Source organism: Pseudomonas sp. 05L36 (assembly GCF_056398125.1).
In genome coordinates, this window is record NZ_JBFTOU010000021.1 from 183401 (window position 1) to 201017 (window position 17617).

The 17617-nt window shown below is 61.9% G+C and carries 14 protein-coding genes; 7 read left to right on the plus strand and 7 right to left on the minus strand.

The features are described 5' to 3' along the window. Nucleotides 1-10 precede the first annotated feature (10 nt). The 3 genes from AC1DKH_RS21470 to AC1DKH_RS21480 all read left to right on the plus strand — a co-directional run bounded on the left by AC1DKH_RS21470 (nt 11) and on the right by AC1DKH_RS21480 (nt 4033). Nucleotides 11-1750: an amidohydrolase gene (locus AC1DKH_RS21470; protein WP_477799215.1), complete on the plus strand. Its 1740-nt coding sequence runs from the start codon at nt 11-13 to the stop codon at nt 1748-1750. A gap of 108 nt (nt 1751-1858) precedes the next feature. Next, a complete protein-coding gene (locus AC1DKH_RS21475; RefSeq protein WP_477754220.1) occupies nt 1859-2599 on the plus strand; it encodes a TorF family putative porin in 741 nt (246 codons plus the stop codon). Nucleotides 2600-2644: 45 nt separating this feature from the next. Further along, a complete protein-coding gene (locus AC1DKH_RS21480) occupies nt 2645-4033 on the plus strand; it encodes a purine-cytosine permease family protein (protein WP_477754219.1) in 1389 nt (462 codons plus the stop codon). Nucleotides 4034-4066: 33 nt separating this feature from the next. On the opposite strand, the gene AC1DKH_RS21485 is transcribed toward AC1DKH_RS21480, so the two are convergent. From AC1DKH_RS21485 to AC1DKH_RS21515, 7 genes are all read right to left on the minus strand, one after another. After that, nucleotides 4067-4783, minus strand: a complete 717-nt coding sequence (locus AC1DKH_RS21485) for a L,D-transpeptidase family protein (RefSeq protein WP_477754218.1) — start codon at nt 4781-4783, stop codon at nt 4067-4069. Further along, the gene (locus AC1DKH_RS21490; RefSeq protein ID WP_477799216.1) at nt 4780-5538 is read right to left on the minus strand and encodes a M15 family metallopeptidase; all 759 of its coding nucleotides are present in this window, start codon (nt 5536-5538) and stop codon (nt 4780-4782) included. Before AC1DKH_RS21490 ends, AC1DKH_RS21485 begins: the two co-directional genes overlap by 4 nt. 33 nt (nt 5539-5571) lie before the next feature. Continuing rightward, nucleotides 5572-6561 carry a lipoyl synthase gene (lipA, locus tag AC1DKH_RS21495; RefSeq protein ID WP_477799217.1) on the minus strand — a complete coding sequence of 330 codons (990 nt, stop codon included), beginning with the start codon at nt 6559-6561 and terminating at the stop codon, nt 5572-5574. 141 nt (nt 6562-6702) lie between these two features. Further along, nucleotides 6703-7959, minus strand: a complete 1257-nt coding sequence (gene glyA, locus AC1DKH_RS21500) for a serine hydroxymethyltransferase (protein ID WP_477799218.1) — start codon at nt 7957-7959, stop codon at nt 6703-6705. Nucleotides 7960-7989: 30 nt separating this feature from the next. Next, nucleotides 7990-8373 carry a glycine cleavage system protein GcvH gene (gene gcvH / locus AC1DKH_RS21505; protein ID WP_477799219.1) on the minus strand — a complete coding sequence of 128 codons (384 nt, stop codon included), beginning with the start codon at nt 8371-8373 and terminating at the stop codon, nt 7990-7992. A 413-nt stretch (nt 8374-8786) separates the two neighbouring features. Then, a complete protein-coding gene (locus AC1DKH_RS21510) occupies nt 8787-10295 on the minus strand; it encodes a sigma-54-dependent transcriptional regulator (RefSeq protein ID WP_477799220.1) in 1509 nt (502 codons plus the stop codon). A gap of 69 nt (nt 10296-10364) precedes the next feature. Beyond that, on the minus strand, nt 10365-11279 hold the full coding sequence (locus tag AC1DKH_RS21515; protein WP_477799221.1) for a LysR family transcriptional regulator: 915 nt from the start codon (nt 11277-11279) through the stop codon (nt 10365-10367). 151 nt (nt 11280-11430) lie between these two features. On the opposite strand from AC1DKH_RS21515, the gene speB reads away from it, so the two are divergent. The 4 genes from speB to betA all read left to right on the plus strand — a co-directional run bounded on the left by speB (nt 11431) and on the right by betA (nt 17593). Beyond that, complete coding sequence (gene speB / locus AC1DKH_RS21520) at nt 11431-12432, plus strand: agmatinase (protein WP_477754214.1); 1002 nt, start codon at nt 11431-11433, stop codon at nt 12430-12432. 53 nt (nt 12433-12485) lie between these two features. Then, nucleotides 12486-13997 carry an aldehyde dehydrogenase family protein gene (locus tag AC1DKH_RS21525; protein WP_477799222.1) on the plus strand — a complete coding sequence of 504 codons (1512 nt, stop codon included), beginning with the start codon at nt 12486-12488 and terminating at the stop codon, nt 13995-13997. Nucleotides 13998-14327: 330 nt separating this feature from the next. Beyond that, nucleotides 14328-15902 carry a purine-cytosine permease family protein gene (locus AC1DKH_RS21530; protein WP_477799223.1) on the plus strand — a complete coding sequence of 525 codons (1575 nt, stop codon included), beginning with the start codon at nt 14328-14330 and terminating at the stop codon, nt 15900-15902. A 2-nt stretch (nt 15903-15904) separates the two neighbouring features. Continuing rightward, nucleotides 15905-17593 carry a choline dehydrogenase gene (betA, locus tag AC1DKH_RS21535; RefSeq protein ID WP_477799224.1) on the plus strand — a complete coding sequence of 563 codons (1689 nt, stop codon included), beginning with the start codon at nt 15905-15907 and terminating at the stop codon, nt 17591-17593. The last annotated feature ends 24 nt before the right edge of the window (nt 17594-17617 follow it).

Genomic DNA, 17617 nt, shown 5'->3' on the forward strand with positions numbered 1-17617 from the left:
GAGCGTTCCGATGCGATTCATTCCAAACCTGTTGGCCGCCGCGCTGGCCTTGTCCTCGGTACAAGCGATGGCCGCCGCTGACCTGGTGTTGTTCAACGGCAAGGTCTTTACCGCCGAACCCGGCCAGGCGCTGGTGCAGGCTGTTGCGGTGCAAGACGGCAAGATTCTGAAAGTGGGCAGCGATGCCGAAATCAATGCCCTGGCCGATGCCAAGACCCAGCGCATCGACCTGGCGGGCAAAGTGTTGATGCCGGGCATGATCGACACCCACAGCCACCCGGTCTCGGGCGCTTTCGACAGCATGAAGGCCAACCTGCTGGACGAGGTCAAACCCTTGCCGGAACTGGAGCAATGGTTGATCGAAGAAGACAAGGCCGGACGTGCCCGGTCCGGCGATGTGATCAGTGTGGCCGGGGTCAGTTCGGCCTATTGGGAGAAGAGCCGTGAACTGGGCAAGGTGTTCAACCAGGGACGCTGGGCCGATCAGCCCATCGTTTTCAGCGGCATCGATGGCCACACCGGTTGGGCCAACAACGCGATGCTCAAGCGTCTGAACATCGACGCGGCATTGGTGAAAAGCCTGCCGGAAAAAGAACGCGGCTACATCGGCCATGAGGCGGACTTCACCCCTAACGGCTACTTCGCCGAATCCCGCTGGGACGTGGTGCGCAATGGTATTCCGGCGCCCAGCCCGGAGTCCATGCTCAAGGCCGCTCGCGAGGCGGTGAAGATCAACAATCAATTCGGCGTCACCGCCTGGATGGACGCGGCGGCGAACGGCGGCAGTGAAGATTCGCTGTTCGATTTCCATGCCACCGCGGAAAGTGTCGGCGTACTGCCGCTGTACAAGGAGCTGGCGCAGAACGGCGAACTCAGTGCCCACGTCGCCGCGCTGATGGTCACCAACCCGAAGAGCAAACCTGCCGACCTGGAAGTGATCGCCACGGTGATGAAGCAGTTCGAGGGCGTGCCAAACCTGACGTTCCCCGGCATCAAGGTGTTTGTCGACGGCATTCTCGAATTCCCGGGGCAAACCGCAGCGGTCATCGTGCCGTTCAAGAATAGCCATAAAAATGGTCAGTTGCTGACCGACCCGGCGCACTTTGGCGAACTGGTGGTGGCGGCGGAAAAACGCGGCTGGATCGTGCACATGCACGCCGTCGGCGACCGTGCGGTGCGTGAAGCGCTCAATGGCGTGGCGTATGCGCGCAAGCTCAGCCCGACGCCGGTGCCGCACAGCATCGCGCACTTGCAACTGGTTAATCCCAAGGAGTTTCCACGCTTCAAGCAACTGGGCGTGATCGCTTCGATGCAACTGCTGTGGGCCACCGGCGAGTCCTACACCGTCGAACTGGTCAAGCCCTACATCAGCGCCTTTGCCTACGGTTACCAGTATCCCGCGCGGTCCCTGCATAACGCCGGCGCGACGATTGCCGGTGGCAGCGACTGGCCGGTGTCGAGCGCCAACCCGTTCAACGCCATTGCCCAGGCCAGCACGCGCAAAGGTCCGTTGGGCGTACTCAATGCCAAGGAAAGCATCGACCGCCAGACCATGTTCTACGCCTATACCCTCAACGCGGCGAAAACCCTGCGCCTGGACAAGCAGATCGGTTCGCTGGCACCAGGCAAGCAGGCTGACCTGATCATCCTCGACCGTGATGTGTTCAAGGTCAGCGATGACGACCTGTTCGAAACCAAAGTCCTGAACACTTTCTTCGCCGGCAAGCAGGTCTACGCCCCCGCGTCCTGACCTGCGTACACCCAGCACACGCAAAAAACTGCCAGCCCCTCGTAGCGCGAGGGGCCTGGCATCGCCATGCCTGAAATTCCCCGTACGCCATAACAACAAGAGAACTGTATGAACGCATTTTCAGCATTGACCCTCGCCGCGCTGGCACTGGCCCCCCTGACCAGCCAGGCCCTGGCCCTCAACGATGATTTCAGCCTGGACATGACCCTGGGCGTCGTCAGCGACTACCGTACCCGCGGCATCTCGCAAACCCTGGGCGATCCGGCGGTGCAGGGCGGCGCAACGCTGCTGCACAGCAGCGGCCTGTACATCGGCGCCTGGACCTCCAATGTTGATTTCGGTGGCGGCTTCGATACCCGGCAGGAGCTTGAGTACTACGCGGGTTACTACTGGCAGGCGACCGACGCGATCAGCCTGGATCTGGGCTACATCAAGTACGACTACCCGAAGAATTCAGAATTCAACCTCAGCGAGGTCTACGCCGTCCTCGACCTGTACGGCGTGAAGCTGGGTGCCTATTACTCCAAGGACACGCCGAATTTCTTCGGCGAGGACCAGGACACCCTTTACACCTACCTGGGCTACAAAATCGATTTGCCGGCCGAAGTCGGCCTGGACTTGCGCTTTGGGCGCAACGATGTGAATGACCCCGCGTTCTGGTCCGCCAGTGGCGATAGCCGTGAGTCTTACTACGAGTGGGAAGCCAAGCTGACCCGCGACTTCGTCGGCGTCACCTGGGGCCTGAGCTATATCGACACGGACTTGTCGAAAAGCGAGTGCGCCAGTTGGTACGGCTATGACGACCTGTGCTCGGCCACGGTCGTTGCCAGTGCCACCAAGACCTTCTAAGTTCATCCCCGACAACAAAAACAGTTCCTCAAAGGAAACATCGTCATGAGTGCGCAACGCAGTCCCCTGATCGAGACCCGCTCGATTGATTTCATTCCCGAGGCTGAGCGTCACGGCAGCCTCTACAGCCAGTTCACCCTGTGGCTCGGCGCCAACCTGCAGATCACCGCTATCGTCACCGGTGCCCTGGCGGTGGTACTGGGTGGCGATGTGTTCTGGTCGCTGATCGGCTTGCTGATCGGGCAAGTGCTCGGCGGTGCCGTGGTGGCGCTGCACGCGGCACAAGGGCCGAAGCTCGGGCTGCCGCAGATGATCTCCAGCCGAGTGCAGTTCGGCGTGTATGGCGCGGCGATCCCGATTGTTCTGGTGTGCCTGATGTACCTGGGTTTCAGCGCCACCGGCGCAGTGTTGTCGGGGCAGGCGATTGCGCAGTTGATCAGTGTCAGCGACAGCGCCGGCATCCTGATTTTCGCCGCGTGTATCGCGTTCCTGACGATCTTCGGGTATCGGGTGATTCACCTGGTCGGGCGGGTGGCCAGCGTGCTGGGCATCATCGCCTTCGCCTACCTGTTCACCCGGTTGATGACCCTCAACGACATCGGCCTGCTGCTTGACAATCGTCATTTCGGCTGGAGCACCTTCCTGCTGGCGGTGTCGCTCTCGGCGTCCTGGCAGATCGCCTTCGGCCCTTACGTGGCGGACTACTCGCGCTACCTGCCGAGCAAGACTTCGTCGTGGAAAACCTTCGCCGCTGTCGGCCTCGGCACGGTGCTGGGAGCGCAGACTTCGATGGTGCTGGGGGTGTTCGCCGCCGCACTGGCCGGGGCGAATTTCCGTGGGCACGAAGTGGCGACCATTGTCGGCCTGGGCAGCACCGGGGTGATCGCGTCCTTGCTGTACCTGAGCATTGTCTTCGGCAAGGTCACGGTGTCCACCCTCAACGCCTACGGCAGTTTCATGTGCATCGCCACCATCATCAGTGGCTTTCGTCGTCGCCTGGAGATCACCGCCCGCCAGCGCATGTTGTTCGTGCTGCTGATTGTCGCGGCATCCACCACGCTGGCATTGCTGGGGCAGTACTCGTTCCTCAGCTCGTTCAAGTACTTCATCCTGTTTTTGCTGACGTTCTTCACCCCGTGGAGCGCGATCAACCTGGTGGATTACTACTTCATCAACAAGGAGCGTTACGACATCCCGGCGCTGTCCGACCCGGCAGGGCGCTACGGTCGCTGGAACGTCTTGGGGATCAGCGTGTACGTGATCGGCGTGTTGATCCAGTTGCCCTTTGTCGATACCCATTTCTACTCCGGGCCGATGGTTGCGCAACTGGGCGGCGTGGACATTTCCTGGATCGTCGGGCTGCTGGTGCCGGGTGTGATCTATTACGCGCTGGCCAAGCCGTCAATGAGTGCGGTGGTGGTTGAGCGGGGTTAATACCAGCTTTTGTGGCGAGGGGGCCAGCGTTGACTAGCGCTTTGGTAGTTTCCAGCGCTCACGCAACCGTTCGTACTGCGCTTCAGGCAGTTGCACCAGCACCGGGGATTTACTTGGGTTGAGCCAATCGAACAACCGTGCGATGTTCGCCGGGTCCATGGCCGTACAGCCACGGGTCGGCGCCGTGGGGCCGCGCCAGATGTGGAAGAAAATGCACGAGCCGGCGGTGGGAGTGGCCGGGGTGTTGTGCTGGATGAAAATGCCCTGGTGGTACAAGTCATCGCTGCGGCGCATGCGTTCGGAACTGCTCCAGTCCTTGGCAACCACCGAGCCATCGACCAGTTGGTTGTAGCGAGCCGATTGGCTGTCATCCACGCATTCGATGGTCGGTGTCAGCGACAGATAGGGCAGGCGGGTGTCGGCGGAAGGTTCGTAGCCAAATGCCGTACCCAGCTTGAACATTCCAGCCGGTGCCTTGCCGTCGCCTTCCTGTTTGACCGGGCCTTCAGGTTGCCCGGTGTCGAGTTGGCCTTTGCCCCAGCCCATGCCGTTTTTGCCGAGCACCACTGCAAACGGCGCTTCGAACTTTTCAAAGGTCTTGCCGCGCCGTTCATAGCGCTGGGCAGTGGCCTGAACGTCATCCCAGTTTTTGCTGGTGACCACGATCAGTTGGTCGCTGCCGTCGAGTCCCTGGGCCATTGCGGCCAGCGGAAAAAACGTCACCAACAGGGTCTTGAGCAGAATGTTCATGGTGCAAGCGGCGTGATGGGGAAGTCCATGACGTCCGGCTTCTGCGGATTCCCGCTGTACGTGAAGTGCCACCACTCGGCCGAATAACCCACAAAGCCTTCCTTGGTCATGGCACTGGTCAGGCGCTGGCGATTGGCTTTGGCCGTGGCGTTGATCAGCGCCGAGTCGGTGTGGGCCCGCTCATCGAAGCAATCGAAACCGGTGCCCATGTCGAGCGCGCCGTCGTGCCAGCGCTGGCCGTAAGGGGCGGTGCAATCCACTGGCGTGACCGAAGGCGTCCAGGTGTCGGCGAGCAGGGCGTCGGGGCCGGTCAGCGTCAGGTCGACGGTGTTGCCTCGGGAGTGGTTGGACACCCGGGCCACATAACCCAGGCGCCAGAAGTCCTGCTTGTCGACCCGTGGATAGAACTCGGTCTTCAGCGGGTCACCGGGTTCGGTGGCGAAGCGGCCCATGTCCGCCACCGCGCGCTTGGGTCGATAGCAGTCGAATACCTTCAAGCCGTAGCCTTCGGCTTTCAGTGAGCTTTGCACTCGGGCCAATGCCTTTGCAGCGTCCTCCGACAACAGACACTCCGCCGCCTGGTAACCGTCGAGCGGGTGCCCGGTGAAGTTGTGCGCGCTGGCGTAGCGGATGTCCTGCTCGATGCCCGGGGCGACGCTGCGCACATACACCATGTGCCCGGGTTTCGCCTCGTCGGCCATGCACGGCGTGGCAAGGCTCAGGCACAGCAGCAACAAACAGGGTGAACGCGACATCGGGAACGGCTCCATGCATGACCAGTCATTCCATCATGGCTTGAAACCGTCCGTACCTCCATGAAGTTGTTGATCGGCGTGATAGGACGAACGCACCAGCGGCCCGGACGCTACGTTCTTGAAGCCCATGCGCGTGCCTTCCTCGGCGAACCAGGCAAAGGTGTCGGGATGCACGAAGCGCTGTACCGGCAAGTGACTGCGGGACGGTTGCAGGTACTGGCCGAGGGTCAGCATGTCGATGTCGTGCTCGCGCATGCGTTGCATGACCTCGATGACTTCCTCGTCGGTTTCGCCCAGTCCCAGCATCAGGCCGGACTTGGTCGGCACATGGGGTACCGCGTGCTTGAATTTTTGCAGCAGGTCCAGCGACCACTCGAAGTCCGAACCCGGCCGCGCGGCCTTGTACAGGCGCGGTACGGTTTCCAGGTTGTGGTTGAACACATCCGGCGGCTCATGGGCGGTGATCGCCAGGGCCACGTCCATGCGTCCGCGATAGTCCGGCACCAGGGTTTCCAGTTGCACGCCGGGCGACAGCTTGCGGATTTCCCGCAGACAATCGACAAAGTGCCGGGCGCCACCGTCGCGCAAATCGTCGCGATCCACTGAGGTGATCACCACGTATTTCAGGCGCAGTTCGGCGATGGCCACGGCCAGGTTCATTGGCTCGTTGGTGTCCAGAGGTTTGGGGCGGCCATGACCGACATCGCAGAACGGGCAACGGCGGGTGCAGATATCGCCCATGATCATGAAGGTCGCGGTGCCACCGGAGAAACATTCACCGAGGTTGGGGCACGAGGCTTCTTCGCAGACGCTGTGCAGCTTGTGCTTGCGCAGCAGTTGCTTGATCCGGTCGACCTCGGGAGAGATCGGCATGCGCACGCGAATCCAGTCGGGTTTGCGCGGGAATTCATCCGTGGGAATGATCTTCACCGGTATCCGCGCGACCTTTTCCGCGCCGCGTAGCTTGGTGCCGACTTCTACTTTGGCCGGGCTCTTGCCGGTCGATTCGACAATGGCATTCATCGTTATTTCCTTGTGCACAGAACCTGTAGGAGCGAGCTTGCTCGCGATGGTCGCCAACGATTACGCGCGCATTCAGGATTAACGCGGTGCCTTTGGGTTCTTCGCGAGCAAGCTCGCTCCTACAGGGGGTGTGTGGTGTGCTCAGTCGCGGTAGACCGGGAAGTCGGCACACAGGGCGGCGGCTTGTCGAGCGACATTGGCCTCGATATCGGCATCGCCGAGGTGATCGAGGATGTCGCAGATCCAGCCGGCCAACGCAATGCTCTGCGCTTCCTTGAAGCCACGGCTGGTGATCGCCGGCGTACCAATGCGCAGGCCGGAGGTCACGAACGGCGATTGCGGATCGTTGGGCACGGCGTTCTTGTTCACGGTGATGCCGGCACGGCCGAGGGCGGCGTCGGCGTCCTTGCCGGTCAGGCCCTGGCGGATCAGGCTGACCAGGAACAGGTGGTTATCCGTGCCGCCGGACACCACGTCGTAACCGCGCTCGATAAACACCTGCGCCATGGCCTGGGCGTTACGGATCACTTGCGCCTGATAGGTCTTGAATGCCGGCTCCAGCGCTTCCTTGAAGCACACGGCCTTGGCGGCGATCACGTGCATCAGTGGGCCACCCTGACCGCCGGGGAACACCGCGGCGTTGAGCTTTTTCTCCAATTCGGGATTGGCCTTGGCCAGAATCAGACCGCCACGCGGGCCGCGCAGGGTCTTGTGCGTGGTGGTGGTGACCACATCGGCGAAGGGCAGCGGGTTCGGGTACAGACCCGTGGCCACCAGACCGGCGACGTGGGCCATGTCGACGAAGAACCAGGCGCCGACCTTGTCGGCGATCTGGCGGAAACGCGGGAAGTCCAGAGTCTTCGAATAGGCCGAGAACCCGGCGATGATCATCTTCGGCTGGTGCTCGACCGCCAGGCGCTCGACTTCGTCGTAATCGATCAGGCCGGTGCTGGTGTCGATGCCGTACTGCACGGCGTTGTACAGCTTGCCGGAAAAGCTCACCTTGGCACCGTGGGTCAGGTGACCGCCGTGGGCCAGGCTCATGCCCAGCACGGTGTCGCCGGCTTGCAGCAACGCCAGATAAACCGCCGCGTTGGCCTGGCTGCCGGAGTGCGGCTGGACGTTGACGTAGTCGGCGCCGAACAGTTGTTTGGCGCGGTCGATGGCCAGTTGCTCGACCACATCGACGTGTTCGCAGCCGCCGTAGTAACGCTTGCCCGGATACCCTTCGGCGTACTTGTTGGTCAGGCCGCTGCCTTGTGCCTCCATCACCCGCTGGCTGGTGTAGTTTTCCGAGGCAATCAGTTCGATGTGGTGTTCCTGCCGCTCATCCTCGGCGTTCATCGCCGCCAGCAGTTCGTCGTCATAGCCTTTGATCTGGTCGTGCTTGCTGAACATGGTGTGGTCCTTTTTCTGGATTCGGGGGCTTCAAGCGTCGGCGTGTTCTGCGGTCAGGCGTTCATAGGCGTCTTGATCCAGTAGATCGCTCAACGCCTCTACATCGACCGGTTTGAAGCGAAAGAACCAGCCTTCGCCCAATGGGTCTTCGTTGACCAGTTCCGGGGTGCTCTCCAGCGTCGAGTTGATCTCGACCACTTCACCGTCCAGCGGCATGCCGATACTGCTGGCGGCTTTCACCGATTCCAGCACCGACACTTCAGCGCCTGCATCGAAGGCGCCCAGTTCAGGCACTTGAACGAACACCACATCCCCCAGCGCCTGCTGGGCAAACGCCGTGATGCCGACGGTGACCAGGCCATCGGCGTCAAGCCGCAGCCATTCGTGATCGACTGTGAAACGCAATTGGCTCATCTCAGTTCCTTATTGTTTTGGACGCATTCAGGGCTCGTGGCAGGGCAACGAGCGGGGCTGAGGTTGAGATAGCAAGGGCGGTGCCAATGTTGATTAGTTGTTTAAAATCAACGGCTTGATAGGTTTTTTCGAAATGGCGACGACTAACGTTGTATTGAAATCAATACAGGCAGGTGAAGCCTTGGACGCAAGCACCGTGATTGCTGGCAGGGCAAGGTTGTCTTGATTTCGCTACGCTGTATCGATTTGAAGACGAAGAATTCAGCAACACCACTGATCCCCTGTGGGAGCGAGCTTGCTCGCGATTGCGGTGTGACAGGCAAAATTGATATCGACTGACACGGCCTCATCGCGAGCAAGCTCGCTCCCACAGGGGAATGTGTTGTCGGTGAAAATATGTTCCGACAGATCACTCAGGGCTTGGCGGGAATCCCGTACTTGCGCAAGCGAATCGCAATGGCGCTATGGGACGTCTGCAACCGCGCCGCCAACAACCGGCTGGACGGATAGCTGAGATAAAGCTGTTCCAGCAGGTTCTTTTCGAAGTCGCCAACCGCCTCTTCCAGGCTGCCGACTTCGCCGTCGTTTTGCCGCTCTACCGCCGTGCGCGCAATGTCGAGGTCATCGATGTCCACCAGCGGATTTTCGCAAATCGCCGCCGCGCGAAAGATCACGTTTTGCAGTTGCCGCACGTTGCCCGGCCAGCGGTTGCCGAGCAGGGCGCTGAAGGTACTCGGTGCCAAACGACACGCCGGTCGCTGGATCTGCGCGCAGGCCTGTTGCATGAAGTGATTGGCCATCAGCAGGATGTCGTGCCCGCGCTCGCGCAGCGGCGGCACTTGCAGGTTGAGCACGTTGAGGCGGTAGAACAGGTCTTCGCGAAAACGCCCTTCGGCGACCATTTTTTCCAGGTCACGGTGGGTGGCGCTGAGCACCCGCACATTGACCCGGACCTCTTTGTCGCCACCGACCCGGCGGAAGCAGCCATCGCTCAAAAACCGCAGCAACTTGGCTTGCAGGTAGGGCGACATTTCCCCTACTTCATCGAGGAACACCGTGCCCTGATCGGCCAGTTCCAGCAGGCCGAGCTTGCCGCCCCGTTGCGCGCCGGTGAAGGCGCCGGGGGCGTAGCCGAACAACTCGCTCTCGGCCAGGCTCTCCGGCAGCGCCGCACAGTTGAGGGCCAGAAACGGCGCATCGTGCCGTGGGCTGATGGCATGACAGGCGCGGGCCACCAGCTCCTTGCCGGTGCCGGTTTCACCCTGGATCAGCAACGGCGCATCGAGGGCCGCCACCCGTTGCGCGCGGGCCTTGAGCGCACGGATCGGCGGCGATTCGCCAAGCAGCGCATCGAAGCCTTCGGCATGGTCATGGTGCAGCGCCGACAGGCGTTCACCAATGCGGTTCGGTTGATACAGGGTGAGCAGGGCGCCGGCGTCGGTGATCGGCATCGCGTCGAGGAGCAAGGTCTGGCCGCCTAGGCTGACCTCGTGCATCGGCAGGCGGAAATGCTGAGCGATCAAGGTGCGCTGCAAATCGGCATCGTCGAACAGCGCGGTCAGCGATTCACCGGCCGGTTCGCGTCCGCACAGAGCGATCAGCGCCGGGTTGGCCAGCAACACGTGACCTCGGTCATCCACCGCCAGCACCGGGTCGGAACTGGCGGCCAGCAACGCGTCCAGTTGCAGGCGCCGGCGTTGCCCCGGAAGGATGTCGACCATGGTCACCGCTTGCACGCCGCGCACGTCGAACAGCGCTTCGCGCAGCTCCTCCAGCACCTCGGCGCCAAGGGTCGGGGCGTCGATGTAAACGTTCGGCGGGACCATCTCCACCGCGTCCAGGTTGAAACTGCGTCCACCGAGCAGGGCCAGCACTTCCTGGGTGATGCCGACGCGGTCGATGAAGGTGACGTGGATGCGCATGACGGGCCTGCAAGGTTGGCGAACTAAAATCAGTATGCCCGGCAAAATTTGAATTTGGCGAGCGTCACATCACGGCTTGGCGGTTTTACGGGCGCTGGCGGCCAGGTCCTCGAGGAACGCCTGGAGGATCGGCGGCGGTGCAATGCCGCGCCGGGTGATCACGTCGAACGGCGATTTCAGACGCAGACTCCCGGGGGCCAACTGGTGCATCTCACCGCTCTTGACCCACTGGGCGGCGAAGTGCTCAGGCAGAAAGCCCAGGTAGGCACCGGAAATGATCAGGATCGCCGTGGCTTCGATGTTGTCCACGGTGGCTGCCGCCTTGCTCACGCCCAGGTGTTCGAGGTCGTATTGCTGCATGTAGCCGCGCACGACGATCCGCCCGGCAGCGACTTCTTCGAGCAGTTCCTCACCTTCGGCGTGGCTGCCGTACAAGGGGTGACGCCGCCCGCAATACAAGCCCAGGGCTTCCTGGTACAGCGGCGATTGCAGCAACCCCGGCACATGGATCGGGAAGTGCCCGATGGCGAGATGAAGGCGACCGTCGAGCACCCGTTCCTCGAGTTCCGCCGGGGTGCCGACGTAAACGTTCAGGTGCACGTCATGCCCGCGGGAGACGAAACGCTGGGTGGTGCGTGGAATCGGCGAGTCGGGGTCGGTGATCGTGGTGTCGATGATCCCCAGGTTGAGCTTGCCGCTGATGTGCTGCTTGAGTACATCGGCGTCCATGCAGAAGTTTTCCACCGCCGACAGCAGGCGCTGGGTGGCTTCATGAATCGCCACCCCTTGTTCGGTCAGGCGGAAGCCACTGCGCCCGCGCTGGCAGAGTTTGACCCCGAGGCGGGTTTCCAGGTGGGTCATCTGTTCGCTGATGGTCGACTGCCCGGCATTGAGCGCCGCCTGCGCGGCCGAGAAACCCCCGCAGCGCACAATCGTGGCAAACACCCTGAGCAGTTTCAGGTCGACATCGTGCAGCTGGATCATCTTGGACCTCCGGCCTGTGGATGCATCGGGAATGCCGATATGAGTATCTGATGTTTAGCATTTTTTCCACGAAAACCTGCGCCCATAGTCTTTCCAACGGCGGTCGCCTTGCAGTCCGTCAAGCCGATAACAAGAAGTGGAGAGGCTAGAAATGTCGAACAACGGTTATGAATCCGGTCGCCTGAACCTGCCATTCGTAGGTCATTGCACCTTTGGCAAATCCCCGGTGTGCACCGATTGGGATGCACTGGATGCCGACGTCGCGGTGCTCGGCGTGCCCAACGACATGGGTACCCAGTGGCGCTCCGGCGCACGCTTCGGACCACGCGGGATTCGCGAAGCATCGACGCTGTTTTCCTTCGGTCACGCCGGCGCCTACGACCACGAAGATGACGTGATGTACCTCACCGCATCGGACGTGCGCATGGTCGACGTCGGTGATGCCGACATCGTCCATACCGACATGGCCACCAGCAACAAGAACACCGAATACGCCGTGCGCAAGATCCTCGATGCCGGCGTGATGCCGGTAGTACTCGGCGGTGACCACTCGGTGCACGCGCCAGTGATCAAGGCCTTCGAAGGCCGCGGCCCGATCCACATCATCCACTTCGATGCGCACCTGGACTTCGTCGACGAACGCCACGGTGTGCGCTACGGCCACGGCAACCCGCTGCGCCGCGCCTCGGAAATGAACCACATTGTCGGCATGACCCAGATGGGCATCCGCAACGTGTCGTCGTCCAACCGTGATGACTATGAAGCGGCCCACGAAGCCGGCTCGAAAATCCTCTCGGTGCGCGATGTGCGCCGCCTCGGTGTCGAGGGTGTGCTGGCGCTGATCCCGCAGAACATCAACTACTACATCACCATCGACATCGACGGTTTCGACCCGTCCATCGCCCCTGGCACCGGCACCCCGAGCCACGGCGGCTTTCTCTACTACGAAGTGCTGGAAATCATCCAGGCCCTGGCCAAGCGCAGCAAAGGCAACATCGTCGGCATGGACCTGGTGGAAGTGGCACCGGTGTACGACCCGACCGGCATGACCTCGATCCTCGCCGCGCAACTGCTGCTCAACAGCATCGGTTTCATCTTCCACGAGCGTGGCAAGGTGCGGGCAGCCGCCGAGAGCGAAGCCGCATCAGCCTGATCATCGAAACCAGTGACCCGGCAGGCTCTGACTGCCGGGCAGAGAGAACAAAAATGGACACGATCGTCAAAAGTTACCTGCAGAAATTCGGCGTCAGCGAAGCCACCCAGACCTTCCTCAGCAAGGTCCAGAAAATGTTCATCGGCGGCGCCTGGGTCGAAGCCAGCGACGGCCAGACTTCCGATGTGATCGAACCTTCGACCGAAGGCCTGATCACCCGCATTCCCATGGGCACCACCGATGACCTGGACCGCGCCGTGCAAGCCGCACGCGCGCAGTTCGACGGCGGCGTCTGGCGTCAGGCCAAACCGGCCGAACGCGAGCGCATGATGCAGCGCCTGGCTGACCTGATCGAGCAGAACGCCGCGGAGCTGGCGGAAATCGAATCCATCGACATGGGTAAATCGGTTGCCTTCGCCAAGGACGTGGACATCCAGGGCACCGTCGATACCCTGCGTTACTTCGCCGGTTGGGCCACCAAGCTGCACGGCCGTACCGTCGAGCCTTCGCTGCCGGGCAATTACCTGGCCTATACCCGCAAGGAAGCGGTGGGCGTAGTCGGCGCCATCGTGCCGTGGAACTTCCCGCTGCAAACCATGGCCTGGAAGCTCGGCGCGGCACTGGCGACCGGATGCACCGTGGTGGTCAAGCCTGCGGAGCTGACCTCGTTGTCGGCCCTGCGTTTCGCTGAATTGGTACAGGAAGCGGGCATCCCTGATGGCGTGATCAACATCGTCACCGGGCGCGGCAGCGTGGTCGGTGCGGCCATGGCCACCCACCCGGGCATCGACAAACTGACCTTCACCGGTTCGACCCCGGTCGGCCAGACTGTCGGCCGTGCAGCGCTGGATGACATGAAGCGCCTGACCCTCGAACTCGGTGGTAAATCACCGGTCATCGTCTGCGCCGACGCCGACATCCCGGCCGCCGCCCAAGCGGTCGCCAACGGCGTGTTTTTCAACTCCGGGCAGGTATGCGACGCCGGTACACGGGCCTATATTCATAGCAGTGTCTACGACGAATTCCTGCGTGAGCTGATCGCCTACACGCGCACCCTGAAAATGGCCCCGGGCCTGGATCCTGATTGCTTCATCGGCCCGCTGGTTTCGGCCCTGCAAAAGCAGCGCGTAACCGAGTACATCGAAACCGGCAAGGCCGAAGGCGCCGAACTGGTCTACGGCGGCCAACCGGTCGATGGCCCGGGCTTCTTCGTCGAGCCGACCATCTTCGCCAATTGCCGCAACGACATGCGCATTGTCCAGGAAGAAATCTTCGGCCCGGTGCTGGTCACCGCACCGTTCGACGACGAGGAAGACGCGCTGGCCCTGGCCAATGACTCGCCCTACGGCCTGGCGGCGGCACTGTATTCCAACGACCTGGGCAAGGTGCACAGCCTGATTCCACGCTTGAAAGCAGGCTCGGTCTACGTCAACGCCCACGGCACCCTCGATCCGTCGATGCCGTTCGGTGGCTACAAGCAGTCCGGATTCGGCAAGGACCTGGGCGCCGAGCAGCTCGATTACCTGCTCGAAACCAAGGCGGTGTGGATCACGCTGCCAAGCTGACGCCACCCCTTTGTAGGAGCGAGCTTGCTCGCGAAGGTCGTTAACGAAAACGCGTGCTTGCCGGTTAAACGCGGCGCTCTTGAGACCATCGCGAGCAGGCTCGCTCCTACAGTCCTGTACGGTTCCAGCAACAACGCCAGGTAGGCACGCGTGAGCTCAGCCCATGTAGGAGCGAGCTCGCTCGCGAAAGACGTCAGAGCGCCGCGCTCACCCAGGCAGCCCTCGTCATCGTTAACGTTTTTTCGCGAGCAGGCTCGCTCCCACAGGGGAGTCGTTCACCCGAAAGAACGCGGTTATCTCGTCATGATCTTCCAACAATAAGAGTCCATCATGAACACTAACGCCAAGTCCGCCACGAGCGTGTCCAGCCCCGACGAAAAATCCGTCGTCGAGGGGCATTCGATTGACTTCATCCCCGAGAACGAGCGCACTGACAAGCTGGCCAGTCAGGGCCCGTTCTGGTTCCTCGGCAATTTCACCTTCTTCACCATGACCATCGGCTTCGTTGGCCCAAGCGTCGGCCTGACCGCGCTGTGGACTACGCTCGCCGGTACGCTGGGCATCATGTTCGGCACACTGTTCATGGCGTTTCACGGCTCCCAGGGCCCGCACCTTGGCCTGCCGCAGATGATCCAGTCCCGCGCGCAGTTCGGCTATCGCGGGGTGATTTTGGTACTGCTCGCAACGCTGTTCGTGTTCGCCGGCTTCAACATCGTCAACCTGGTGCTGATGATGCAGGGGCTGCATACGCTATTCGGGTTCAACCCGGCGGTGATCGCGGTGGCGGTGACCATACCGGCGGCGGTGCTGGCGATTCTCGGCCATGACTGGATGCACCGCAGCTTCAAATGGGCGCTGTACCTGTCGTTGCCGCTGTATGGCCTGGTGACCGTGGCGGTGGTGATGGGCTGGGTGCCGGATGCAGTGCTGCCGGCGCTAGCGGAGGGCGAAGTGGCCCGGGAGCCGCTGGGTTTCAACTGGACCGGTTTCATCGCGCAGTTTGCGGCGGCCGCCAGCTACAACATCGCCTATGCGCCTTATGTGTCGGACTACTCGCGCTACCTGCCGAAAAACACCTCCAGCGGCAAGTTGATCGCCGTGGTGTTCCTCGGGGCTTCGCTGTCTGGCGCGTGGATGATTTCCGTGGGTGGCTGGCTGGCCGATCACCTGCACTCCACTGACGTGCTGGTGGCCCTCGGGCAAGTCGGCAACACCGTGTCGCCGCTGGTGGGCACGGCGGTGGTGGTCGTCACCATTCTGGCGTTCCTGCCGGTGATCGCGATGAACATCTACAGCGCCAAACTGACCACGCTGACCTGCGTCGACTCGATCAAGCACATCGAACCCACCCGCAGGGCTCGCATCCTGGCCATCGGCTTTGTGATCCTGCTGCAACTGGGCGTGGCCCTGAGCATCCAGAGTTCCGGCAAAGGCCTGTCGGTGCTGGGGATCTACCTGGTGGTGATGCTGTACTTCCTGGTGCCCTGGACCTCGGTCAACCTCACCGACTACTTCTTCGTGCGCAAGGGCCGCTACGCCATCCCGCACTTCTTCATGCCCCACGGCAACATCTACGGCAGCTGGGGCCTGCGCGGCATCGCCGCCTATGCCATCGGTTTTATCTCGATGATCCCGTTCTTCTACATCTTCGACGGCGTTGAACAGCGCGAGGTGTATGTCGGCCCGCTCGCCAAGGCGCTGGGCAGCATCGACATCGCCTGGCTGGTCGGGCTGATCGTATCCGGCCTGGCGTACTACTGGCTGAGCCGCTCGATCGATCTCAAGCGCGAAGAAGTAGTGATCCAGCAGATCGAGAAAACCTCCCCGCAATACACCACCGGCGACACGTTGACCCACAAACAGCCACCACAACCGGTATTCACTGAATCGACGGTCGGGAGATAGTCATGACCACGCAAAAATACGACTACATCATCATTGGCGCAGGCTCGGCAGGTTGTGTGTTGGCCAACCGCCTGAGCGAAGACCCGGCCACCTCGGTGCTGGTCCTGGAATTCGGCGGCAGTGACAAGAGCGTAGTGATCCAGATGCCGAGCGCATTCTCGATCCCGATGAACACCAAGAAATACAACTGGCGCTACGAAACCGAGCCGGAGACCCACCTCAACGGCCGACGCATCCACTGCCCACGGGGCAAGGTGCTGGGCGGTTCGTCGTCGATCAACGGCCTGGTGTACATCCGTGGCCACGCGCTGGACTTTGACGAGTGGGAATCCCTGGGTGCCGAAGGCTGGGGCTATCGCAACTGCCTGCCGTACTTCAAGCGTGCCGAGAGCTACGAGTCGGGCGGCGACAGCTATCGCGGGCAGACCGGGCCTCTGCACACCACCAACGGCAACCACATGAAAAACCCGCTGTACGGTGCCTGGGTCGAAGCCGGCGCGGAGGCGGGCTACATCAAGACCGAAGACTGCAACGGCTACATGCAGGAAGGTTTCGGCGCCATGCACATGACCGTGAAGAACGGCGTGCGCTGCTCCACGGCCAACGCTTATCTGCGCCCGGCCATGGGCCGTCCGAACCTGACGGTGATCACCCATGCGATGACCCGCCAGATCATCCTCGAAGGCAAGCGTGCGGTGGGGGTCATGTATGACCACGGTGGCCAGACTCACCAGGTGTATTGCAACCGCGAAGTGCTCATCTCGTCCGGGCCGATCGGTTCGCCGCACCTGCTGCAACGCTCGGGCATCGGCCCAGCGGAAGTGCTGCGCAAGGCCGGGATCGGCGTACGGCATGACCTGCCGGGAGTAGGGGAGAACCTGCAGGATCACGCCGAGGTGTACATCCAGTTCGGCTGCAAGGAACCGGTGACCCTCAACAACAAGATGGACCCTTTGAGCAAGCTGATGATCGGTCTGCGCTGGTTGCTGTTCAAGGACGGCCTGGGCGCCACCAACCATTTCGAGGCCGGTGGTTTCATCCGCTCCGAGAAGGGCCTGCGCTGGCCGGACATCCAGTTCCACTTCCTGCCGGCGGCGATGCGCTACGACGGTAACAAGCCGATCAAGGGCCACGGCTTCATGGTGCTGACCGGCCCGAACAAACCAAAAAGCCGTGGTTATGTGCGGGTGCGTTCGGCCGACCCGTACGAGCATCCGGAAATCCGCTTCAACTATCTGGAGCGGGAAGAGGACCGCGAAGGCTTCCGCCGCTGCATTCGCCTGACCCGCGAGATCATCGGGCAGAAAGCCATGGACCGCTTCCGCGACGGCGAGATCGCCCCGGGTGCCCAGGTGACCAGCGATGAAGACCTCGACGCCTTCGTGCGCGACAACCTGGAAAGCACCTACCATCCGTGCGGCTCGTGCCGCATGGGCGAGGACGACATGGCGGTGGTCGATTCCGAATTGCGCGTGCGCGGCATCGCCGGTCTGCGGGTGATCGATTCGTCGGTGTTCCCGACCGAGCCGAACGGCAACCTCAATGCGCCGACCATCATGCTTGCCGAGCGTGCTTCGGATCTGGTGCGTGGCGTGCAGATGCTGCCGTCAGCGGATGTGCCGGTGGGGCTGGTCGAGGGCTGGGAGAGCAGCCAGCGTACTTCGTTGCCGGGGCGAAACGTGCGGGTCTGATCCAAACGCGAAGATCGCAGCCTG